At 59.2% G+C, this 24,029-nt stretch carries 14 protein-coding genes; 6 read left to right on the forward strand and 8 right to left on the reverse strand.

What is annotated here, in order from left to right:
• Positions 1-415 precede the first annotated feature (415 nt).
• Positions 416-3,178, reverse strand: a complete 2,763-nt coding sequence (gene polA / locus K7B09_RS08060) for a DNA polymerase I (protein ID WP_223628799.1) — start codon at positions 3,176-3,178, stop codon at positions 416-418.
• Positions 3,179-3,250: 72 nt separating this feature from the next.
• Here polA and K7B09_RS08065 point away from each other — a divergent pair, with 72 nt between their 5' ends.
• Complete coding sequence (locus tag K7B09_RS08065) at positions 3,251-5,086, forward strand: ABC transporter ATP-binding protein (protein WP_223628801.1); 1,836 nt, start codon at positions 3,251-3,253, stop codon at positions 5,084-5,086.
• A 161-nt stretch (positions 5,087-5,247) separates the two neighbouring features.
• Here K7B09_RS08065 and K7B09_RS08070 read toward each other — a convergent pair whose 3' ends face one another.
• The gene (locus tag K7B09_RS08070; RefSeq protein ID WP_223628804.1) at positions 5,248-6,207 is read right to left on the reverse strand and encodes a hypothetical protein; all 960 of its coding nucleotides are present in this window, start codon (positions 6,205-6,207) and stop codon (positions 5,248-5,250) included.
• A gap of 98 nt (positions 6,208-6,305) precedes the next feature.
• A complete protein-coding gene (locus K7B09_RS08075; RefSeq protein ID WP_223628805.1) occupies positions 6,306-7,061 on the reverse strand; it encodes a hypothetical protein in 756 nt (251 codons plus the stop codon).
• Between the two features lie 227 nt (positions 7,062-7,288).
• On the opposite strand from K7B09_RS08075, the gene K7B09_RS08080 reads away from it, so the two are divergent.
• Entirely contained in the window at positions 7,289-7,570 is a 282-nt protein-coding gene (locus K7B09_RS08080; RefSeq protein ID WP_223628809.1) for a DUF2782 domain-containing protein, read from the forward strand.
• A 113-nt stretch (positions 7,571-7,683) separates the two neighbouring features.
• Here the strand turns inward: K7B09_RS08080 and uvrD are convergent, their stop codons facing one another.
• Entirely contained in the window at positions 7,684-9,870 is a 2,187-nt protein-coding gene (gene uvrD / locus K7B09_RS08085) for a DNA helicase II (RefSeq protein ID WP_223628812.1), read from the reverse strand.
• A gap of 28 nt (positions 9,871-9,898) precedes the next feature.
• A complete protein-coding gene (locus tag K7B09_RS08090) occupies positions 9,899-10,495 on the reverse strand; it encodes a TIGR00645 family protein (RefSeq protein WP_374348899.1) in 597 nt (198 codons plus the stop codon).
• A gap of 261 nt (positions 10,496-10,756) precedes the next feature.
• Here K7B09_RS08090 and K7B09_RS08095 point away from each other — a divergent pair, with 261 nt between their 5' ends.
• Positions 10,757-12,205, forward strand: a complete 1,449-nt coding sequence (locus tag K7B09_RS08095) for an MFS transporter (protein ID WP_223628814.1) — start codon at positions 10,757-10,759, stop codon at positions 12,203-12,205.
• 44 nt (positions 12,206-12,249) lie between these two features.
• On the opposite strand, the gene K7B09_RS08100 is transcribed toward K7B09_RS08095, so the two are convergent.
• On the reverse strand, positions 12,250-13,278 hold the full coding sequence (locus K7B09_RS08100; RefSeq protein WP_223628818.1) for a LacI family DNA-binding transcriptional regulator: 1,029 nt from the start codon (positions 13,276-13,278) through the stop codon (positions 12,250-12,252).
• Between the two features lie 183 nt (positions 13,279-13,461).
• Between K7B09_RS08100 and K7B09_RS08105 the strand changes: the two genes are divergently transcribed.
• On the forward strand, positions 13,462-16,026 hold the full coding sequence (locus K7B09_RS08105; RefSeq protein WP_223628822.1) for a glycoside hydrolase family 3 protein: 2,565 nt from the start codon (positions 13,462-13,464) through the stop codon (positions 16,024-16,026).
• A 56-nt stretch (positions 16,027-16,082) separates the two neighbouring features.
• On the opposite strand, the gene K7B09_RS08110 is transcribed toward K7B09_RS08105, so the two are convergent.
• On the reverse strand, positions 16,083-17,402 hold the full coding sequence (locus tag K7B09_RS08110; RefSeq protein WP_223628824.1) for a glycoside hydrolase family 30 protein: 1,320 nt from the start codon (positions 17,400-17,402) through the stop codon (positions 16,083-16,085).
• A gap of 454 nt (positions 17,403-17,856) precedes the next feature.
• On the opposite strand from K7B09_RS08110, the gene K7B09_RS08115 reads away from it, so the two are divergent.
• Both K7B09_RS08115 and K7B09_RS08120 read left to right on the forward strand, forming a co-directional pair.
• On the forward strand, positions 17,857-20,562 hold the full coding sequence (locus K7B09_RS08115) for a TonB-dependent receptor (RefSeq protein ID WP_223628826.1): 2,706 nt from the start codon (positions 17,857-17,859) through the stop codon (positions 20,560-20,562).
• Between the two features lie 77 nt (positions 20,563-20,639).
• Complete coding sequence (locus K7B09_RS08120; RefSeq protein WP_223628828.1) at positions 20,640-21,530, forward strand: endonuclease/exonuclease/phosphatase family protein; 891 nt, start codon at positions 20,640-20,642, stop codon at positions 21,528-21,530.
• A 78-nt stretch (positions 21,531-21,608) separates the two neighbouring features.
• Here K7B09_RS08120 and K7B09_RS08125 read toward each other — a convergent pair whose 3' ends face one another.
• Entirely contained in the window at positions 21,609-23,933 is a 2,325-nt protein-coding gene (locus K7B09_RS08125; protein ID WP_223628831.1) for a S9 family peptidase, read from the reverse strand.
• Positions 23,934-24,029 lie beyond the last annotated feature (96 nt).

Consider the following 24,029-nt stretch of genomic DNA (forward strand, 5'->3'; position numbering starts at 1 on the left):
TCAAATCCCACATTTAAGGCTGAAGACAGGAAGGGCTGGAGAAGCCTGAAACCTACAGGCAAGAGTTGGAAGGCAGGCAACAGCTAGGACAGGCTTCCCACACTAAAATCCGGATACCCCAATAAAAAGCCCCGCAGCCAGGGGGGGGCTGCGGGGCCGGGGAAGGCCGGCTGGGGAGAACCGATTGCCTTCCGGTGATCACTACCAGGGGAGGGGTTGTGATCTGCAACAGGCGTTGCACCTGTTGCACGTATAAGACCACTGTGTACCTTGCTGGTTCGTGAAGATTTCAGTTAAAAAACTGTTCGGTTCAGGAAGCATTCACCGCGTGGGCAGCCATTCGTTCGAAAGCCGCACCAGACAAGGCTTTCGTTGTTTCGGACGAAACTGATTCCCGGCCTGAAATCACGCATTTTCAGTGCGCTTGATCCCAATTTTCACCAACCCCGCTGTCCACCACCAATGGCACCTTCAACTGCGCTGCCGAGGTCATCAACGCAGGTACGCTGTGCAGCAGTTCCGGCACAAAATCCGCATCCACTTCGAACACCAGTTCATCGTGCACCTGCAAGATCATCAAGGCTTGCGTTCGATGCCCGGCCAGCCAGCCATCCACCGCCACCATCGCACGTTTGATGATATCGGCGGCGGTGCCCTGCATCGGCGCATTGATCGCGGCACGCTCGGCTCCGGCGCGCTGCGCGGCATTGCGTGAGTGAATGTATTCCAGCGTAAGCCGGCGCCCAAACACGGTTTCCACGTAGCCACGGTCGCGCGCCAATGCGCGGGTGCGCTCCATGTAGTCACGCACGCCGGGGTAGCGCGAAAAATACAGCGCGATGTAGTCCTGCGCCTCGCCACGGCCAATCCCCAATTGTCGCGCCAACCCAAACGCACCCATGCCGTAAATCAAGCCAAAGTTGATCGCTTTGGCGGCGCGGCGCTCGTTGGCGGATACCTCGCCAATGGGTTTGCCGAACACTTCCGCCGCAGTGGCGCGGTGGATGTCGGCACCCTGCTCGAATGCGCGTACCAAGGCGGGGTCTTCGGACAGATGCGCCATGATGCGCAGCTCGATTTGCGAGTAGTCGCAGGCCACCAATTGGCGGCCTGGCGGTGCGATGAATGCAGTGCGGATGCGCCTGCCGTCTTCGCTGCGAATGGGGATGTTTTGCAGATTGGGATCCGACGAAGACAAGCGCCCGGTGGCCGCACCGGCTTGGTGGTAACTGGTGTGTACGCGGCCAGTGTGCGGGTTCACCATCTCCGGCAATTTGTCGGTATAGGTGCTGCGCAGTTTGGCCAGCCCGCGATACTCCAGAATGATGCGCGGCAATTCGTGCTGGTCGGCGATGGCTTCCAGTGCTTCCTCATTGGTGGACGGCGCACCGCCCGGGGTTTTCACCAGCGCCGGTAATTTCAATTCATCAAATAACAATGCGCCCAGCTGCTTGGGCGAATCCAGATTGAAGCTGCGCCCGGCCAGTTCGGTGGCGCGTTGTTGCGCGGCCAACATGCGCCGCGACAGTTCAGCCGACTGCTTGCGCAAGACCTCGATGTCGATCAACACACCGTTGTCCTCCACCCGCGCCAGTACCGGCACCAACGGCATTTCGATCTGCCGATACACCGTCTGCAGGGCCGGTTCTGCGGCCAGTTTTGCGCCCAGCACGCGATGCAGGCGCAGGGTGATGTCGGCATCTTCCGCCGCATAGCGGGTGGCATCGTCCACACTCACCTGCGCGAACGGGATTTTCTTCGCACCCTTGCCGGTCACCGCGTCGTACTTGACCGTGGTGTACCCCAGATGCCGCTGTGCCAGCGTATCCATGTCGTGACGCGCGATGCCTGCCTCCAGCACAAAACTTTCCAGCATGGTGTCATCGGCATAGCCCTGCAGCGCCACGCCGTGCCGCGCCAGCACATGCAGGTCGTATTTGCCGTGCTGGCCAATCTTGTGTTTGTCCGGGTCGCTCAACAGCGGGCGCAGCGTCTGCAACACCACTTCGCGTGGCAACTGCGCCGGCGCACCGGGGGAGTCGTGTGCCAGTGGGATGTAGCAGGCCTTGCCCGGCGTCACGCTCAGGCTGATGCCGACCAGGTTGGCTTGCAGTGGATCAAGCGAATCGGTTTCGGTGTCGATGGCGAAGGCATCGGCGGCGTGCAATTGCGCCACCCATGCATCCAACTGCGCAGGCGTCAGCACGCACGCGTATTCGCCTGCTGCCGACAGCCCCGGGTCGATTGGAGTGGCGGTGGTTGGCAGTGGTGCCACAAATCCACGCCCACTGGTGCTGGGCAGTTTGGCCGGTGCCGCAATAGAAGATGCCGCATCACCATCCAATTCTTTGAGTGCTTGATTGAAGCCGTAACGCGCATACAGGCCGCGCAATGCCTCCACATCGCGTGCACGCAAGGCCAATTCCGCCGGCCCCTGTTCCAGCACCACGTCGGTCTTGATGGTGGTCAAGTCACGATTGAGCGGCAGCCGTGGCAAGGCTTCACGCAAGCTCTCGCCGATCTTGCCGCCAATCTTGTCAGCATTGGCGATCACGCCGTCCAGCGTGTGGTATTCGGCGAGCCATTTGGCCGCTGTTTTCGGCCCGCATTTGGGCACGCCGGGAATGTTGTCCACGGCATCGCCCATCAGCGCCAAGTAGTCGATGATTTGCTCGGCGCGCACGCCAAACTTGGCCAGCACCGCCGCATCCGAATCCAGCCTGCTACCACTCATGGTATTGACCAACACCACGCCGGGGCGCACCAACTGCGCCATGTCCTTGTCGCTGGTGGACACCACCACCGCCATGCCCTGCGCCGCGCCCAGCACTGCCAGCGTGCCGATCACGTCATCGGCCTCGACCCCGGGTACACGCAATATCGGGATGCCCAACGCGGCCACGATCTCCATCATCGGTGCGACTTGTGCACGCAGCTCGTCCGGCATCGGCGGGCGTTGCGCCTTGTATGCCGGAAACAGCGCATCGCGAAACGTGGGGCCGCTGGCATCCAATACAAAGGCCATGTGCTCGGGCGCTTCCTTCAAATGCCCGCGCAGCATGTTGACCACCCCAAACAGCGCACCCGTGGGCTCGCCGGCAGCATTGCTCAGTGGCGGCAGCGCGTGGAAGGCGCGGTAGAGATAGGACGAACCGTCGATCAATACAAGTTTTGTCATGCCACGATTCTACCCGCGGCAGTCCGCGTGGTTGCGCTGGCACAATGTCCGCACTGCCCACGGACGCTGCCCATGCTGCGCTGGTTTGAATCCCGTCTTGACCCGTTCCCGGACGCGCCCCCCACGCAGCCGCCGGCCACGCTGTATGCGTTCTGCCGCCACTTCACGCGCGGCGCGGAAACTTGGCTGCTGTTGATGGCGGCCACTTCAGCGGCATTCGCACTGGGCGAAGTGGCGCTGTATGCGTACGTGGGCAAATTGGTGGATCGCATGTCAGCGCTGGGTGTGGCGCGCTTTTGGGGCGAAGAAGGCGCGCGCCTGTGGTGGATGGCGGCATTGGTGCTGTTGGTGCTGCCGCTGCTGGTGCTGCTCAATTCTACCGTGCAGCACCAAACCCTGCTGGGCAATTTTCCGATGCGCATCCGCTGGAATGTGCACCGCTATTTGCTGCGCCAGTCGATGGGCTATTTCCAGGACGAATTTGCCGGCCGGATTGCCACCAAATTGATGCAGACCTCGCTGGCGGTGCGCGAGACCGTGGTGAAGTTGTTCGACATCGGCAACTATGTTCTGGTGTACGTGGGCGGCACCTTGCTGGTGGCGGCCAGCGCGGACTGGCGCTTGATGCTGCCGTTCCTTGGCTGGTTGTGTTGCTATGCCCTGTTGATGCGCTGGTTTGTGCCGCGCATGGGCGCGGTGTCGCAGCACCAAGCCGATGCGCGCTCGCAAATGACCGGACGCATTGTGGACAGCTATACCAATATCGCCACGGTCAAACTGTTCTCGCATTCGCAACGCGAGCAAGCCTATGCCCGTGAGGCGATGGCCGGGTTCTTGACCCCCGTGTATCAGCAGATGCGCTTGGCCACCCGCGCCTACAGCGTGCTCTACACACTCAATATGCTGCTGTTGTTTGCGGCCGGCGCCTTGGGTATTTGGTTGTGGCTGCATGGGCAGGTCAGCGCCGGTGCGCTGGCGGTTGCGCTGGCCTTGGCGCTGCGCTTTCTGGGCATGTCGCATTGGATCATGTGGGAACTTTCGGCGCTGTTTGAAAACATCGGCACCGTGCACGATGGGATCAGTTCGATTGCCCTGCCACCAACCGTGGACGATGCGCCCAATGCGCCGGCACTGGCGCAGGTGCGCGGCGATATCCGGTTCGAAAACGTCAGCTTCCACTACGGCAAAGGCAGCGGGGTGATGCAAGATTTCAACCTGCATATTGCGCCCGGTGAAAAAATTGGCGTGGTGGGCCGCAGTGGTGCGGGCAAATCCACCCTGGTCAATTTATTGCTGCGCTTTCACGACGTCGAAGCCGGCCGTATCACCATCGATGGCATCGATGTGGCGTCGGTGCAGCAAGACTCGTTGCGTGCGCAGATTGGTGTTGTCACCCAGGACACCTCGCTGCTGCATCGCACCGTGGGTGAAAACATTCTGTACGGCCGCCCCGATGCCAGCCACGCCGAGTTGCTGGACGCCGCACGCCAGGCCAACGCCGATGGGTTCATCGAACAATTGGCCGATAACAAAGGCCGGCGCGGATTGGATGCACAAGTGGGCGAACGCGGGGTAAAGCTGTCCGGTGGCCAGCGCCAGCGCATTGCGATTGCGCGCGTACTGCTGAAAAACGCGCCCATCCTGGTATTGGACGAAGCCACCTCGGCACTGGATTCGGAAGTGGAAGCGGTGATCCAGGAAAATCTGTATCGCTTGATGCAAGGCAAAACCGTGATCGCGATTGCGCATCGGCTGTCCACAATCGCCGCGATGGATCGGCTGGTAGTGATGGACCAAGGCCGCATCGTCGAAACCGGCAGCCACGAGCAACTGCTCGCCAGCGGCGGCCTGTACGCGCAGCTGTGGCAACGCCAATCGGGTGGGTTTTTGGAGCTGGATGCCGGCTAGCTTGCCTTCGTTAACGAAACACTGACCTACCCCCACTCAGCGAAGCCACCGGTGCCGGAGTGGCCCCACCATGCTGCTGCAAGCCGTGCCGCTGCAGGAACACGGCCCTGTGCGATGCGGATGAATTTCGGTTGGGTGTGGGCCAATAGGTAGGATAATCATCAAGGTGTTGTTTCCTTGAGTGAATGACATGGGGTGAAGCGGTTTAAGTCGAGCTTTGGGGCATTTGAGTAATCACGTGCGTAAGTTGCCTGTGCCCACTCATCAGCACTCGCGATTTCATCATCAGTGAGAAGGTCCAGTTTTTCGAATGTAGTCAAGCTCTTTTGAAGAGATACGCTTTGCTCAGGTAAAGCTCTGAGCGAAGCAAGTCGTGCAGCGCGAAATGTTAAGTACGGGTTCGGTAATGGCAGATTATCCCGTGCGGAAGGGTGTAGTGACGGCGATTCGATGTATTTGTAAATTGCATTTTCTGCAACATAAGGGTCAGCGCGTTCAAGTGCGCTTTGTGTGAAGACGGCTGAATGTTCAATGTATCGACTTTCCAGGTATTGGGTATACCTTCCAGACAGCATCACCTTGGGTGATGGAATTGCTGCACCGGTAATAATGAAACAGCTTTGAGCGTCTGCATCCCCAAGTAATGCGGCATTCAATAAAGATGACATGTAGACTCTGGCAACGGACTCTTCGTCCGATCCAGAGCAAAAAGTTTTCGTTTGCGCCAGTACGGAGGATGCTCTTTGCAAGTTCGGATATATCCTGCCACTGGCCGGAGTGGCTGCTTGTGGCACGCTATTCAGGTGGTCATTGCCTTGGGCGGCTGCAATTTCATGCAGCGCAACAAAGTATTGCAAGCAATTTCCAGATTCCTTGAAAATTTCGATAGTTGACTTCAAATCGCTGGCGTTACCTCGTGCGGCCAGTCGGCGCGCCCATTCGCTGGAGTCTGTGCTTGGTAAGGAGTGAGCTGGGTTGATAGATTTTGGGGGTTTTTGGTGCGTTTCATTTGCCGGTGTCGGCTGGTTTGCTTTGTGAGGAAATCCTACTTCCCGAATAAATAATGTCGAAAGAGACACGAAAGCAAGCCCGGAGATGATGTAAATCCTTAAACTTTTCATGCTTATGGCCGAATTTGTGTTGAGATGGTGGCTTCCATCTTTTTAGCGGTAAATTTCGCTGCAAATAAATCCGTAGGTATTGAGCGTGCAATTTCTAATTACCTGCATTTCCGCTCTTTGTCTTCTCTGTATTTTTGGAGAGTGTATATTCCATACCAGTCTGCCATCGCTTCGGTTGCATTGGCGACCACTAAATGTGCGGCTTCATGGCCAGAGGCAAATACTGACATTTCAGTAGCTGATAGATTTTCGTCGATTTTGTTGCTGCCAGTGTAATGTTCGCCAATTTTTGTGAGCACCCCTGATTTGAATGCTGCATTATAGAGTCTTCCGTATGCGTAGCCATAACCTGACACTCCGCCTACTGGTTTCCAATTTGGGCCGGGCGATTGGTTGTTGTCCGAGAATTTATAACCGTATTGCGGGGCGCCGTTGATGAATTCCTTAAATGCCCAAGTCTCGACTCTTTTCAGAGTCTTTGTCAGCGGCAGTTTTGAATCTGGGTGGAGATAATTTTTCAGTACGCACTTGAGATCAGGAGAGATATCCAAATCCTGACGGACTTCATTGGGGTCATCCGGTGCTGGTAAACCGCCACCAAGGCCACCACCCCCACCGCCTCCCTCACCCGCGCCCCCGGGCCCACCACCTCCACCTCCAGACTCACCAGGACTTGAGAAAGGGCTGTAGTAGCACGCACCCCCTGTAACAACCCATCCAGAACCATCGTAGTAGCCAGTACTTTCCTCGCACCACCAGCCATCGCCAGCATATTGCAAGGCGACTGTCTGTGGCGACAAGACAAGCCCGCCCGTGAGGAATATAGCAGTTGCAATTATTCTCGCTTTGATCACGCGCAGTATCCCCTTTCTATATCAATAAAATTTTTCTGCCACGAAACCTAAATTCCCGCCCGCATGGAAATTACGGAAAAATCAAAATTACTCCCCAAGCAAGTGATCTCCCTTTTCCCAGCATACGTGAAAAGTTGCCCGAAAGGCATGCCCACTCCGCGAAGGTGAGGGGAGAAAATGGGCGCTCTTGTCGCATACTTACCCCACCCACACTTCAGGCCACCGCCATGCGCAACGCACTTCCCATTATTTTGGCCATGACGCTTGCCGCTTGCGCCACCGCTGCCCCCGAAGACATGCTGGCCAAGGACGCCACCCCGGCCACACACACCGAGGCCAATGGCGATGTCATCACCGAATATCGCAGCGACAACCGCCTGACCATGGTCAAGGTTGTGCCCGCACGCGGCGCCACCTATTACATCTACGACCGCAACGGCGATGGCGTGATTGACGAACGCGACAGCAAGGGCGGCCCGATGACCTATTACAAGCTGTTTAGCTGGTAAGCAAAGCCCCACTGGTACTGTCGGCCTTCTTCTCCCCAAGCACACCGATATGCATCAAGGCTGTTTATGCAGTCAGCATTCTGCTCCGTGGGTACAGCAACTGAGTTGGATCATCACGCCGGACTCAAATTCGCGTAGGCCAGCACCAGCCATTTGCTGCCGACGTCCTCGAAATTGACTTGCACGCGGGCGTGCGCACCGTTGCCTTCGACGTCGGTCACGAAGCCGGTGCCGAACTTGGGGTGGCGCACGTTCGCGCCCAGCCGGATCGGCGGGGCTTCCAGGGCGGCGTGGCCGTAGTTGCGTGCAGGGATGTGTGCTGCGCCGCGTACAAACTGCTGCGGCTTGGGTTTGGGGCGGATCTCGCGCAGCAGCGCTTGCGGAATTTCGCGCAGGAAGCACGAGGGTGCGTTGAGCACATCGCTGCCGTAGATGCGCCGTGATTCGGCGTGACACAACACCAATTGCTGGCGGGCACGGGTGATGCCGACATAGGCCAGCCGGCGCTCTTCGGCCATGCGGCCGGGTTCTTCCTTGCTGCGTGCATTCGGAAACAAACCGTCTTCCAACCCGACCAGAAACACCAGCGGGAACTCCAAGCCCTTGGCGCTATGCAGGGTCATCAGCTGCACGCTGTCTTCGTCGGCCTGCGCTTGGCCTTCGCCGGCCTCCAGTGCGGCATAGCTGAGGAAGGCGACCAGCTCCGGCATGGCGGCCGCATCGTCTTCATCACTGCGGATAAACCGGCTGGCCACACTGATCAGTTCGTCGAGGTTGTCGGTGCGTGAATCCAACTGTCCTTGCGATTCTTTTTCGTAATGCGCACGCAGACCGGAACGCAACAGTGCATGGTCGATTTTTTCTGCCAGCGGCAGTTCGGTGGTTGCCTGCCCCAGCCCGTCGATCAACTGCGCGAACGCGGCCAGCGCATTGCGTGCGCGGGCGCTGAGGGCGGACATCTGGCACAGGCGTTGCGCGGCCTGCCATAGCGATTGCCCATACTCTCGCGCGGTGCGGCGCACTTCATCCAGAGTGCGCTCGCCAATGCCGCGTGGTGGCGTGTTCACGGCGCGCTCGAATGCCGCGTCGTCATCGCGGTTGGCCTGCAAACGCAGATACGCCAGTGCGTCCTTGATTTCGGCGCGCTCGAAAAAGCGCATGCCGCCATACACGCGATACGGCATTTGCCGCTTCAACAATTCTTCTTCAAAGGCACGCGACTGCGCGTTGCTGCGATACAAGATCGCCGCATCGCTACGGCTGCCACCCTCGCGCACCCATTGGTGGATGCGATCGACCACATAAGCGGCCTCGTCCATCTCGGTGTAGGCCGCATACAGGTCGATGCGCTCACCTTCGCCGGCATCGGTCCACAGCTTCTTGCCCAGCCGGTCGCTGTTATGCGCGATCACCGCATTGGCGGCATCCAGGATGGTGCTGGTGGAACGGTAATTTTGTTCAAGGCGAATGGTGTGCGCACCTGGAAAATCACCCAAGAACCGCTGCACGTTCTCCACCTTCGCACCGCGCCAACCATAGATGGCCTGGTCGTCATCACCCACCACAAAGACATGCCCGGAGCTGCCTGCCAACAACCGGATAAATCCGTACTGGATGGCATTGGTGTCTTGAAACTCGTCCACCAGAATCTGCCCGAAACGATGCCGGTAATGCGCCAGCAACGCCGGGGTATCGCGCAGCAATTCATGCGCACGCAGCAGCAGTTCGGCAAAGTCCACCAAGCCTGCGCGCTGGCAGCGCTCTTCATAGGCGGTGTACACACGCAACTGCACATCCCCCCATGGGTCATGCGGGGTGGGCTGGATATGCTGCGGGCGGCGACCTTCGTCCTTTTGCGCGTTGATCCACCAGGTCAGCTGGCGCGGCGGAAATTGGCCATCGTCCAATTCCAATTGCTGCACCACGCGCTTGACCAGCCGCAGCTGGTCGTCGCTGTCCAACACCTGAAACCCTTCCGGCAACTTCGCCTCCTGCCAGTGCAGGCGCAGCAGGCGATGGGCCAGGCCGTGGAAGGTACCGATCCACGCGCCGCGCGGCTCGCCACCCAGTTGCGCGGCAATGCGTCCGCGCATCTCGCCGGCGGCTTTGTTGGTGAAGGTGACCGCCAGGATGCCGTGCAGCGGCACCCCGAACACCTCATGCAGCCATGCGATGCGATGGGTCAACACACGGGTTTTGCCGGAACCGGCCCCGGCCAACACCAAATAGTGGCCGGGTGCGGCAGAAACGGCTTCGCGTTGGGCCGGGTTCAGCCCATCAAGCAAGTGGGAAACATCCATCCGCCGGATTTTACCGGGATGGGCGGCCTCAATGGCCCGCGTGTTCGCGCTTGCTGGCGTTGCCGGTCATCAACTTGTCGGTCCATGCGATGCCGATGGCCGACAGGATGAATACGATATGGATGATGGTCTGCCACATCACACCCTGTGCGGTGGCTTTGGTACAGAGCGCTTTGGCCGCCAGCAGGTCAACGGTGCACAGCGGCAAACCCAACTGGCCGGCTTCGATGAAGGACTTGAGCAGGTGGATCGAGGAAATGCCGATGATCGCCATCGCCAATTTGACCTTCAACACGCTGGCATTGACGTGTGACAGCCATTCCGGCTGGTCGGGATGGCCTTCCAGATTGAGCCTTGAGACGAAGGTTTCGTAGCCACCGACGATCACCATCACCAGCAGGTTGGAGATCATCACCACGTCGATCAGGCCCAGCACGATCAGCATGATGCCCTGCTCGTTCAGGCTGGCGGCATCGTGGATCAGGTGCCAGAGTTCCTTGACGAACAGGAACACATACACGCCTTGGGCCACGATCAAGCCCAGATACAGCGGCAACTGCAGCCAGCGCGAGGAAAATATCAGCGCGGACATCGGCGACAGGCGGGAAGTGGATTCAGGCAACATCGGCAACCGTTCGGATCGAGGATGCTGCATTGCAACGTGCAAGCAGGGGTGGCGTCAACCTAATTTCCATCCCCTCCATGCATTTCACCGTTGCTTGTGTGGGGAATGCGCTGCCCACACCGGGGGCACCATGAATTTGTTATCGGCGCAACCAAGTTTGACAGCGCTGTCAAGCATCCTGTAAAAGCCGTCAGGTTGCCCGTCTGCCTTGCCTCGGGAATTTGCGTCGGCGCAACACCACCACTCATCCACGGGGGATCCATGGCACAGCAGCAAACCCGATGGGCGCAGTTCGGCGTCCTGATCACCGTGTTTTTTTTCTGGGGCTTTGTTGCCGCCAGCAATGACATCCTGATTCCTGTCTTCAAAAAAGCGTTCCACCTCAGTCAGTCGCAAAGCCAGCTGGTGGCGGTGGCGTTTTACGTGGCCTACACCGTGGGCTCGCTGATTTATTTCGGCATTTCCAAACTGGCCGGGCAGGATCTGCTGAACAAGATCGGCTACAAGAACGGCATTTGCGTGGGGCTGCTGATCTCGGCGCTGGGCACCTTGTTGTTTTATCCGGCAGCCAATAACAGTTCATTTCCGCTGATGCTGTCGGGCTTGTTTATCGTCGGGCTTGGGTTTGCCCTGCAACAGATCGCGGCCAATCCCCTGGCCATCGTGATGGGCAACCCGGCCACCGGTGCACAGCGGTTGACCATGGCGGGCGGGGTCAATAATTTTGGTACCACGATTGGCCCATTGCTGGTCAGTTTTGCCATTTTCGGCAGCCTCTCCACCGGCAATACCGATGCCAGCATCGAGAGCGTGAAAATCCCGTACCTGGTGTTGGGTGCGGCGTTCACGCTGGTAGCGGTGTTCATCAAGTTTTCCTCCGTGCCGAACCAGATTGATCTGGACGCACTGGCCAGCGATGAGGCGCAAGATGCCGGCAAGCTGGTGCACAAGCCCTCCGCATTTGCCTATCCACAGCTGGTATTGGGGATGCTGGCAATCTTTGTGTATGTGGGCGTGGAAGTGTCCACGGTCAGTAATCTGCCGGCGTATTTGCACGAAGGCTTGGGCATCGAAACCCAGCACTTGGCGCCGTATGTTTCGTTGTACTGGGCCAGCTTGATGATTGGCCGCTGGACTGGCGCAGCGGGGGCATTTGACGTTGGCCGCAGCACCAAATCGATGTTGCTGTTGCTGCTGCCGTTTCTTGCGTTTGGCGTGTATCTGGCGGTCAATGCCATCGCCCAGCATGATGTGTCGCAGTTCTACGGCTATGCCGGCGTGATCGTGGTGATGATTGCCGCCACCTGGCTGAGCCGTGGTAACCCGGCGCGGATGCTGCTGTATTTCGCAGTGTGCGGCATTGTGGCGCTGCTGATCGGGATGTTCAGCAGCGGCATGACCAGCACCATCGCCTTTATCAGTGTGGGCCTGTTTTGCAGCACGATGTGGCCGTGCATTTTTGCATTGGCGATTACCGGTCTGGGCCGCAATACCAATCAGGGCAGCAGCCTGCTGATCATGATGATCATGGGCGGCGGCCTGGTGAGCTGGGCACAAGGCGCACTGGCCGATGTGGTGGGTGTGCACATGAGCTTCTGGGTGGGCGTGGTCTGCTTTGCCTACCTGGCGTTCTATGCGCTGCGCGCATCCAGCCTGCTGCGCAAACAAGGGATTGATCTGGACCAGCTGGCGGCCGGCACAAGTCATTAATTCACAGTGTCACTTGCAACCCGGCATTGCCACCATCGCCGGGTTCATCCATTCCCGGCGGTGGCCACCGCCGCGGTGGAGCGCCGTAGCTGCAGGGTATACGGCACATCCACAACACTGCCGCTGGCGGGTTCCCGGATTTCGTTGAGCAGCTCCAGCGCAGCCAACCGGCCCATCTCACGGGTCGGCTGGCGCACCGTGGTCAGCGCAGGATAAATCTGGTGTGCGATGGGCGTGTCATCGAAACCACAGACCGAAATGTCTTCAGGCACCGACAAACCACGCTCGCGGATGGCACAAATCACCCCCGCCGCCATATCGTCATTGGCCGCAAAAATCGCGGTTGGCCGGCGCTTCAAGTCCAGCAATCTATTGGCTGCGGCATACCCGGAATCGTAGGAAAACTCGCCTGCGACCACCAGCGATGCATCAAAGCGCAAACCCGCGCGCTTCAAGCCCTCCTTGTAGCCCGCCAAACGCCAACCCGTGGCGCCGTGCGCTGGATGCCCGCTGATATGGGCAATTCGGTGATGCCCCAGCGATACCAAGTGCTTCATCATCGCGCACACGGCGCCAAATTCATCTACCACCACCCCGATTTTGCGGTTCTGTTCTTTCGCCGAGACGCTGGACCAGGGCACTTCCAATTCGACTAATCGCTTCAACAGCGCAGGGTCATCGGTCAACGGCGGGGTCAACAGCAAGCCATCCAGTTGCGACTGCAGGATCAGCGACTCCACTTTGCTGACCAAACCCCGATCCGCCAACGTCAAGGGTGCCAACATCAAGTTGTAATGCCGATCCCGACAGGCATCCAGCACGCCCATCTGGATTTCCATCAAATAGTTGCTGGACGGATTGTCGAACAGCATCGCCACCAGATACGAGCGGCTTCCGGCCAGGATGCGCGCCGATGGCAACGGCCGGTAGCGCAGCTTCTCCACTGCCGCCTCCACCAGCTTGCGCGTGCTTTCCGAGACGTTGGGCTCATGATTGAGTACGCGCGAAACGGTCTTCATCGACACGCCCGCTTGTTCTGCCACGTCCTCGATGCGTACCCGCGATGCTTTCATCCTGTGCGTTTCCCTGTTGTTGTCCGTCGCATGAGCATTGTCCCTACCTTGCGCAAGCGCGGCACCAGCAACGGGCCGACCATGTGCCACAAAGTCGGTTATATTCTGCCTACTATTGACAGCGCTGTCATGATGCAACGCGACAACTCCGGTGTTCACTTTATCGCAGATGGAGCCACTGCCATGCCCCAACCCAACTCACCCTTGCCGCGCCATCGCAGACGGCTAGCCATCGCCCTGCTCGCCGCCATCGCATTTGCCGGTAGCGCCCACAGCGCGCACTCCGGGCACGCGACCGTCGCCGTCCCGCTGCATCCATCGCTATGGCCGCAGCCGGCATGGCCGTTGCCAATCACTCCCGCCATCGAACACCGGATTGACGCATTGATGGCTACCATGACGCTGGAGGAAAAGGTCGGACAGACCATTCAAGCCGATATCGATTCGATCAAGCCCGAAGATTTGCGCACCTATCGCTTGGGCTCGATCCTGGCCGGAGGCGGCTCCGACCCGGGCGGCAAATACAACGCACCACCCAAGGCGTGGCTGGCGCTTGCCGATGCATTCTGGGAGGCATCAATGGACACCTCGCAAGGCGGCAAGGCAATCCCGGTCATTTGGGGCATCGATGCCGTGCATGGACAAAGCAACATCATCGGCGCCACCTTGTTTCCACACAATATCGGCCTTGGTGCGACCCGTGATGCAGACCTGATTCGACAGATCGGCCGCATCACCGCTGTCGAAACCCGCACCACCGGCATGGAGTGGACGTTTGCACCCACCGTGGCGGTGCCGCAGGACGACCGTTGGGGGCGCAGCTACGAGGGCTATTCCGAAGCCCCGAAGGTCGTTGCGCTGCTGGCACCCGCGATGGTGGAAGGCTTGCAAGGCAAAGCCGGCGCACCCGACTTCCTGGATGACCACCATGTGATGACATCGGTCAAACATTTCCTTGGTGATGGCGGCACCACCAATGGCAAAGACCAGGGCAATACCGAGGTCAGTGAAGCGGTATTGCGCAATGTGCATGCCGCCGGCTACGTGCCCGCGATTGCAGCCGGCGCACAGTCGGTAATGGCGTCATACAACAGCTTCCATGGCGAAAAGATGCACGCCAACAAGACCCTGCTGACCGACATCCTGAAGGGTCGCATGCAGTTTGGTGGCTTGATCGTGGGCGACTGGAACGGTCATGGCCAGATTCCAGGTTGCAGTAATACCGATTGCGCGCAGACCTTCAATGCCGGCCTCGATATGGCGATGGCTCCGGACAGCTGGAAGGGGCTATACACATCGACCCTGGCGCATGTCAAAGCAGGCGACATCCCAATGGCGCGCCTCGACGATGCCGTGCGTCGCATCCTGCGCGTCAAGTTCCGCATGGGCCTCTTCGAAAAGCCCAAGCCGTCACAGCGTGCGCTGGGTGGCAAGTTTGAACTGCTGGGCTCTGCTGAGCATCGCGCCGTGGCCAGACGCGCCGTGCGTGAATCCCTGGTGTTGCTGAAAAACAACCACGGCTTGTTGCCGCTGAATCCACACGCGCGCATTTTGCTGGCCGGCGATGGTGCCGATAATCTTGCCAAACAGACCGGCGGTTGGACGCTGACCTGGCAGGGCAATGGCACCACACGTGCAGATTTCCCGAATGCCGATTCGATCTGGGATGGCTTTCGCCAGCAGGTAGCTGCGGCGGGTGGTGAGGCGGAGCTGGCCGTGGACGGTAACTACACCCACAAGCCCGATGTGGCCGTGGTGGTGTTTGGCGAAGACCCTTACGCGGAATTCCAAGGAGACCTTCCCAATCTCATGTTCAAGGCCGGCAAGTCGGGCGACCTTGCATTGATCCGGCGCCTGAAAGCCGATGGCATCCCGGTGGTTGCCATCTTTTTGAGCGGGCGACCGCTGTGGCTCAATCGCGAAATCAATGCGGCTGATGCCTTCGTAGCGGCATGGCTCCCTGGCTCGGAAGGTGCGGGTATTGCCGACGTCCTGCTGCGCGGCAAGGACGGTGCGCCGCAATACGATTTCCACGGCAGGCTGAGTTTTTCATGGCCGCGGCGTGCCGACCAATACGCCAACAATATCGGCCAAAAACACTATTCCCCGCTGTTCCCGTTTGGCTATGGCCTGCGCTATGTCGATCATGCGCCGCTGGCAATGCTCTCCGAAGACCCCGGTCTTGACCCAATGGCGGCACGCAGCAATGTTTGGTTTGACCGCGGCGTGTCAGCAACGGGCTTGACCTTGCGTCTGGTTGGCGCCAATGGCGTTGCCAATGATGTGATTCACCCGGTTGCCGCCAGTGCCGATGGCAGCGTTGCCATGAGTGCCATCAATACCGACATCCAGGAAGGTGCGCGCCTGTTTGCCTTCCATGGCGAGGGCGCGGTGGAACTGCACGCCAATACACCACTGGATTTGGTCCGCGAGACCAATGGTGATGTCTTCGTGGTGGCGCGATTGCGCGTGGATGCTTTGCCACTCGACAGCAAGGTACTTTTTTCGGCAGGTTGCGGCGATGGGTGCAGCGGCACGATTGCACTTGGCAGCACCCTGGCTACCTTGCCCAGGGGCGAATGGACACGGCTCGGTATTCAACTGCGTTGCCTGCGCGTGGCCGGGGCCGACACCAGCAAGCTCCGTCAGCCTTTTGCGCTGCACGCAAGTGATGGCGTGCAACTGGCAATCTCCAAGGTCAGCGCCAGCACCGAGTTTGACCACAAGGTGGATTGCCCAACGCGATAACCTTATCCACGCAGCACCCTCCGTCGCTGCGGCCGTGTGTTGTCCACAAGGCCGCTTCAGTGTGCCGCGCTGTGCCAGCGCAAGGTGGCAACACTCTTGCCCTGCAACGCCCATTCAAAACTACGTGCGCCTTCGCGCACGCCAATGCGTCGCGTTTCGGGATTGGAATTGACCACAATCAGCACGCGGCTGCCATCATCGGCATTCACAAATGCCACGTTATCCACGCCATCCTGTCCTTCCGTTGATGCCACCCGCCACGCACCCCGGCGCACGAATCGACTGGCGTGCGCCAACACGTAGTAGTCATCGGTGCGCGTTACCTCACCAGTTCGCGAGTCGATGGTCACCACGCCTCGGCAATTGCCACAACCACCCGTATGCGGGCCGTTGCTTTCATCCAGAGCGAGGTTCCACAACAACACACCGCGCGCCCAATGACGCATCGTTGATACCAGCACCTGCCTGGCCTGCAAGGTCAATCCGCCAGTGTGCAGCGGCTCCCAGTCGCCACCGGAGCACTCGGTCATGTACATATCCAAGGTGGGATGCGCTGCATGCACGCGGGTTTGTGCGGATGAATCACCGCCATAGCAATGCCACGCCACCGCGGACACATAGCGTGCCGCAACCGGGTCCGCCAACACCGCCAAAGGCTCCGCCGGCTTGTCCCAGTTGTGATCCCAATCCCAGAGCTGCACCTGCGGCGCGTGCTGCGCCAACAGTGGGCCAAGGTGATCACCGATCAAGCGTGCGCGCTGCGGCGCGTTGAGCCGCATCCCCGGATAGTCGCGCGGCTCGAAATCCGGCTCATTCTGCACGCTCAATGCATCAATCCGGACACCCGCTTCGGCCATGGCTTCGATGTAGCGCAGCAGATATCGCGAAAACGCAGCGTAATACTCCGGCCGCAAGCGCCCGGTGATCAGGCTGTCACTGTCTTTCATCCACGCCGGGGCGCTCCAGGGGGAGGCCATGATGCGCAACTGCGGGTTGATCGCCACAATTTGCTGCGCAACCGGAATGACATCCTCGCGATTCGGCGCAAGGCTGAAGTGCAACAACTGTGGATCAGGCTTGCCGTCTGGCGAATCATCCAAGCTGTAGTGGTGGCGCGAAAAATCCGATGCACCAATGGTCAGCCGCAGGAACGCAAACCCAAGTCCGTCGTTCTTGCGCGAATACAACTCCTGCAACAGTGCTTGCCGCTGTTGCGGCGTCATCCGCTGCTGCAGCAACCACGACGAAGCATCAGTTAACGCCGCGCCAAACCCTGCAACCTGTTGGAACCGCTGCGTTGGCGCAACATCGATCACGCTCACGGCTTCGTGACTGGCATCGATCGTGCCGGATGGAATGCTGGCATGGGCCAACAACTGCCGATGATCCGAGGTCGTTATCCAGACATCCGCGCTTGCCTGTACTGACGCGCGCTCCGCCCACGCTGCGGGATGGCTTGCACAGCCCGCCAGCAAGAGCGCCAATGCCGCCACCATGCCCCGTCGCCCCCCTCTCCAGCTTCGACAAGCCCAGCCATCAGCAGCACGGACAGGCCGCCACGCACCGCGTTCTGGCAGCCTGAAGCGCGCCGCCATCGAATCGCAAGCAATTGAAATTGTTGGCATTTGCATATCCTCGCATATCTTTTTGCACGAACCTGTTGACATTCACAGGGTATTTGCCCTCAATATGACAGCGCTGTCAATACTTCGGGAGGGGATTTCCATGCCAACAGCCAATCACACCAATACGTCATCACAGCATCGCCACACAACATCGTCTCGCCTTGCCCCGCGCATCAGTGCTTTAGCCATTGCCTGCAGCGCCGTCTTGGCGCTTCCTGCGTTGGCTCAGCAAGCCGGCAACACCGATCAACCACCCGCAAACCAGGCACAGTCTGCGAAGCCAAAAGCCAAAGACAGCACGACAACGCTGGACAAGGTGGAAGTGGTCGGCATCCGTCGCAGTATTGCGACCTCGGTGGAAACCAAGAACGAATCCGCCTCCATTGTTGAAGCGGTCTCTTCGGAAGACATCGGCAAGCTGCCGGATATCAGCATTGCCGATGCCATTTCACGCCTGCCGGGCCTGACCATGCAGCGCGTGGACGGCCACGGCCAAGTCATCCATATCCGCGGTATGTCCGAACAATTTGCCGGCACCTTGCTCAATGGCCGCGAACAAGTCAGCACTGGCGACAGCCGCGGCGTGGAGTTCGATCAATACCCTGCCGAGCTGATCAACAGCGTCACTGTGTACAAGACCCCCGACGCGTCTTTGGTTGGCCAGGGGTTGTCCGGCACGGTGAATATGCAAACAGTGCGGCCACTGGATGTGCAAGGCCGCAAGATCGTGGTGTCTGGCCAGGGTGAGCGCAATTCGTTTGGCAATATCACCCCCGGCGGGCATGACTCCGGCTATCGGATGTCTGCGTCGTATATCGATCAATTTGCCAATAACACCATCGGTGTTGCGATCGGCGTGGCCCGCCTGAATGCCCCATTCCAGGAAAAGCATTACAAATCCTGGTGGTGGGCAAACACCACGCTGTGGGGCGCGCCACAAGGCGCCAAACCGGATAATGCGATTGCTCTGCAAGGCGCCGAAGCCTGGGTCAAATCGCGCGACTCCAATCGCGATGGCGTGATGGCCGTGCTCGAGTTCAAGCCCAATGACAGCTGGCACAGTGTGCTCGATGCGTATCACTCCAAATTCAGCCAGAGCGAATGGATGCGCGGCGCGATGTGGACCAATGATCCGTGGTGGAACAACGGCGCCGTCACGTATACCAGCGCTAACACCACCAATTACAACGGTACGCCGGTGGTCACCAGCGGCACCCTCAGCGGCATTCAGCCGGTGATCCGCAACGACAACAACCTGCGCGATGACAGCCTGTCTGCATTCGGCTGGAACAACGAGTTCAAGACCGGGGCCTTCACCTTTGCCGCAGACCTGAGCTATTCGCGCGCAATCCGCGATCAGTCCACGCTGGAAACCTACGCCGGCATGCTGGGTGGCTTGAATGTGGACTTCAACATCCCACTGACACCGGGCTATGCCCATTACGGCCTGCCGGATCTTTCCAGCCCAACCACCGTCTATTTGCGTGATGCGCAAGGCTGGGGCCACGATGGCCGCATGGAAGACTCCCGCCAAGTGGATACCCTCAAAGCCTTCAGGCTGTCCATGAATCAGGCGTTGGACAACAACTTCATATCCAGCTACGACATCGGCTACAACTACAGCCGCCGCAGCAAGAACAAGCAGGCCAGTGTGTATTTCGCCGACCTGCCGGGACGCACGCCGATGCTGGTGGATCCTTCCCTGCTGCAATCGCCTACCGACCTCGGCTTCGCCGGCATGGGCAAGGTGCTTACCTACGACCCGCGTGCACTGTTGAGCCGCTATTACCATGTGTACCTGAGCGAAACCAACGACGATCTGCAAAAGGATTACGGCATCCTTGAGGACATCGGTACGTTCTACGCCAAGGCCAATATCGACACCTCGTTAGGTAGCAATGTTCAGCTGCGCGGCAATATCGGCTTCCAATACATCCACACCAACCAGAAATCGAACGGCGTCGGCATCACTCCAACCGGTCCCGCAGATGTCAACGGCGTAGGTGCTAGCTACAACGACGTTCTGCCCAGCCTGAATCTGGTCTTCGACTTCAACAATGGCTGGAATCTGCGCTTTGGCGCCGCCAAGGAACAGATGCGCCCGCGCATCAACGACATGGGTGCGTATGCCAACGTTGGCGTCAATGTGGGCAATGGCGTGGCCCAGTGGTCAGGCAGTGGCGGCAACCCGCGCCTAGAACCATTCCGTGCCAATTCCGTGGATCTTTCGGTTGAAAAATATTTCGGCCCAGCCAGCTATGTCGCTTTGGCTGCGTTCTACAAGGATCTGCAATCCTACGTGTACACCAGCACGATTCCATGGGACTTCACCGGCTACGAGTTCGATACACCAGTGCCACCGCAGTCCAACATCGGTACCTTCTCAACCCCTGCCAATGGCAAGGGTGGTTATATGCGTGGCGCCGAATTCAGTCTTGCGTTGGAAGGTGCATTGCTGCATCGAGTCTTGAACGGCTTTGGGATGTTGGCCAACGTTTCGTACACCGAGTCTTCGATCGACCCCGATGGCCCCGGCGGCTCAAGTACCGACACCATCCCCGGCTTATCAAAGATCGTGGCGAATGCCACCGTGTATTACGAGCGCAACGGTTTCTCGGCCCGGCTCAGCGAACGCTTCCGTGACCCCTACCGCGGTGAGTACAGCTACATCTTCGGCCAGCGCAGCTATCGCTATACCCGTAATGAACGCACACTGGACATGCAAATTGGCTACGACTTTGCCGATGCCAGCCGCTTGCGCGGATTGTCGCTGCTGTTCCAGATCAATAACCTCAACAACGAACCATTCCGCACCACCGTCAGCGATTCCAACGGCCTAGGCCTGTTCTTCCCGGAGGAATACACCGAGTACGGCCGCCAATATCTGATCGGCGCACGCTATTCGTTCTGACCCTAGGCAACCCCCAAGCGGCCCGCCCAATGGCGGGCCGCTTGGCTTCAACCTCGCAACTCTGTAGGGCCGCGGCCATGTCGAAACCATCCGGTTTCATCCACGCTTCACTCCGGCAGCCACAAGGCATCTTGCGGGGACTGGCAACAGTGGCACTGGCATTGCTTGCCAGCATCGCCACGGCGGGCACCCCGGAGCCACTGCATGTGGCCACGTATAACCTGCGCCTGGATACACCCGTTGATGGCCGCAACGCTTGGGCGCAGCGGCGAGACGCGGTGAAAGCACTGATCCGCTATCACCGGTTCGATCTATTCGGCACCCAAGAAGGGCTTCCCAATCAGATTACTGACCTTGAGGCGCTTACCGAATACGCACACGTTGGCGTTGGCCGCGATGATGGCCAGCAAGCCGGTGAGCACTCCGCCATTTTTTACCGCCGCGCACGTTTCGATTTGCTTGCACACGGCGATTTCTGGTTCAGCCCAACCCCGCAGGTTCCGTCGAAAGGTTGGGATGCGCATTGCTGCAACCGGCTGGCCAGTTGGGTGCGCCTGCGTGACACGCGCAGCGGCAGCACACTGACCGTGGTGTCTGTGCACTTCGATCATGAAGGCCAGGTTGCACGCCGCGAATCGGCCAACCTGCTGTTGCAATGGTTGGCGAAACAAGACTCCAGCGACGCACTGATTGCGCTGGGGGATTTCAATTCCACCCCTGACACGATACAAATCCAGCGCATGCAGGCCTCGTTGCGGGATGCTCGCGCAGTGTCGGAGACACCACCTTACGGCCCTACCGAAACCTTCAATAATTTTGCTATTGGCAAAGCGCCTGAAGCACGCATCGACTATATCTTTCTCGGCCCGCGCATTCGCGTGCTCGACTACGGCGTGCTCACTGACTCCAATGGTGAGCGCTATCCCTCCGATCATTTCCCGGTTGTGGCCAGTCTGCTGATTGAATAAACCAGCGACATTGCCAACCTGTCCCCCGCACGACAACGGCAGCCTGCGCTGCCGTTGTCGTCTCAAGGGGTACCGCGGTCAGTACTGCGGCTTGAGCTCAAATTCCTTTGGCGGCTCTGCGCCCAGCAGATTTTTCACGAAATAATCCCAGCGCCGACGCATCACGTAATAGCTATCCGCACCGTAGCCGTGACGCGCCTTGGGCAACAGCAACAGGTCGAAATCCTTGTTGGCCTTGATCAATGCATCCACCACCAATAGCGTGGTTTGCGGGGGCACGTTGTCATCCATCAGGCCGTGCAGCAGGAACAATTTGCCTTTCAGGTTTTTCGCGATCGAGGCGTTGTCTTGCCCGCTGTAATTGGTCTTGCCGTCGCCTTTGTCTTCCAGCAAACCGTGGTAGCGCTCACCCCAATCGTCTTCATAACTCAGATTGTCGTGATTACCCGATTCGGCAATCCCCACTTTGTACACATCGGGATAGGTGAACATCGCCGTGGCGGTGGCATTGCCGCCACCGGAATGCCCCCAGATGCCAGCGCGACTGGTGTCCACCCACGGGTAACGCTCGCCCAATTGCTTGAGCGCGGCCACTTGGTCGGGCAGGGTGTTGTCGATCATGTTGCCGTAATAGGCATCCTGGAACGCCTTGCTGCGCAGGGGCGTGCCCATGCCATCCACCGCAATCACGATGAAGCCCAGCTCGGCCAATGCCTGGTGGTCACCGTGGGCCGGCACGAAGCTGCGCGAACGAATCGAACCCACCTGCGGACCTGGATAGATGTAGGTGATGATCGGATACTTCTTTTTGGCATCGAAATGCGAGGGCTTGAACAGTTGCCCATAGATGTCGGTTTTGCCGTCGCGAGCTTTTACCGTGAACGATTCCGGTGCCACCCAGCCGGCGGCTTTCAAACGAGTGAGATCGGCATGCGCCAATTCTTTCACTTGCTTGCCATTGCCATCGCGCACAACGGCTATCGGCGCCGTGTCGATCTTCGAATACACATCGACAAAATACTTGCCATCTTCCGAAGGCGTGATGCTGTGATTGGCATCCTCAGGCGTCAGCAACTGCACTGTACCGGCATCCAATCCGACCTTGTAGTAATGCACGAAGTACGGGTCACCCGGCTCGCGACCCACGCCACTGAACCACAGCGTGCGTGAGGCTTGATCCAGATAGCCGATTTTGGTGGCATTCCAATCACCGCTGGTGAGCTGGCGCTTTTCTTTGCCCGTGCTCAAGTCATGCAAGTACAGATGGCCCCAATTGCTTTTTTGCGAGAACCACAAAAATTCGTTGCTCTCGGGCAAGTACCGCCATGCCACATTGCCCAAGGCCGGCGCGCTCTGGTACTGGGTGGCCACGGTTTCGGTATACACGTCGCGTACCTTGCCGCTGGCAGCATCGGCCACCCGCAAGGTGGCGGATTTATGGCCACGATCGGTGCTGATGAAGGCCAGCGTCTTGCCATCCTTGGCCCACTGCACATCGTCCCAACCGCCATCACACACCACGTCATCGGCGCAGGTGGAGCGGTGCTGATCGGCCGGCATTTGCAGACGGATGACCTTGGGTGCAGCACCGGACACATCGATGATGACGCGCTCGATCATGGTCACGTCCTTGTCGCCCACGAACGGGTATTTCCACTGCTCCACCTTCGGCGCACCCACATTGGTGCCGACCAAGGTCATGCTGCTGGTCTTGCGCTGGTCTTGCTGGAAGGTGGCAATCTTGTTGCCGTCCGGCGACCACACCAACACGGCGTCATCCGAATGCTGCCAACCGGCATTACTGGTGGCATAGCCGTAATCGGGCTGGGCATCGAAGGTGAGCTGGGTTTCCTTGCCGCTGGACAGCTCGCGCAACCACAAATTGCCGGCACGAATAAATGCCGCACGCTTGCCATCCGGCGAGGCGGTGCCGGGTTCATCGCCAGACTTGGCGACCACCAGCGGACTGCAGCCGGCCACGTCACAGCGATACGCCTCGCCACCCATGACGCTGGTCACCCGCAGCGAGCCATCGGCATTGCGGCGAAAACTCAATGGCGGCAATTTGTCGGCCTGTGCCGGCCGCCCCTTGCCGCCAGCGGCCAAATTCATGGCATCGGCCAAGGCCTGCGCCTTGAACGCCGGCACCAACTTGCCAGTGGCAGGATCAAACCGCAGCGTCTGTGCCTTGCCCGCATTGCTCTCGCGATAGACCACGCTGCCATCGTCCAACCATGCCGGCGCACTCACCAGATGATCCACCAGCGGGCCGGTGCGGTCGCCCAACATGCCAGCGGCGCGCACGTAATCTGCGCGTGTGACCTGCTGCATCTGCGCCTGTGCTTGCCCGGTTGCGGCGCCGCTCACCAGCAATGCGCCCAGTAGAATTTGCTTCGCATCCATCCCGATCCTCGTCGTGGTTCGCCCCTCGGCATCTTCCGATGCTAGCGCGCTCGCCGGCAGCGTGCCCCTGCCAATCGTCGGGGGCAGTGGGGCGGC

It is taken from the genome of Thermomonas beijingensis, from assembly GCF_020034655.1.
GTDB classification, from domain to species: domain Bacteria; phylum Pseudomonadota; class Gammaproteobacteria; order Xanthomonadales; family Xanthomonadaceae; genus Thermomonas; species Thermomonas beijingensis.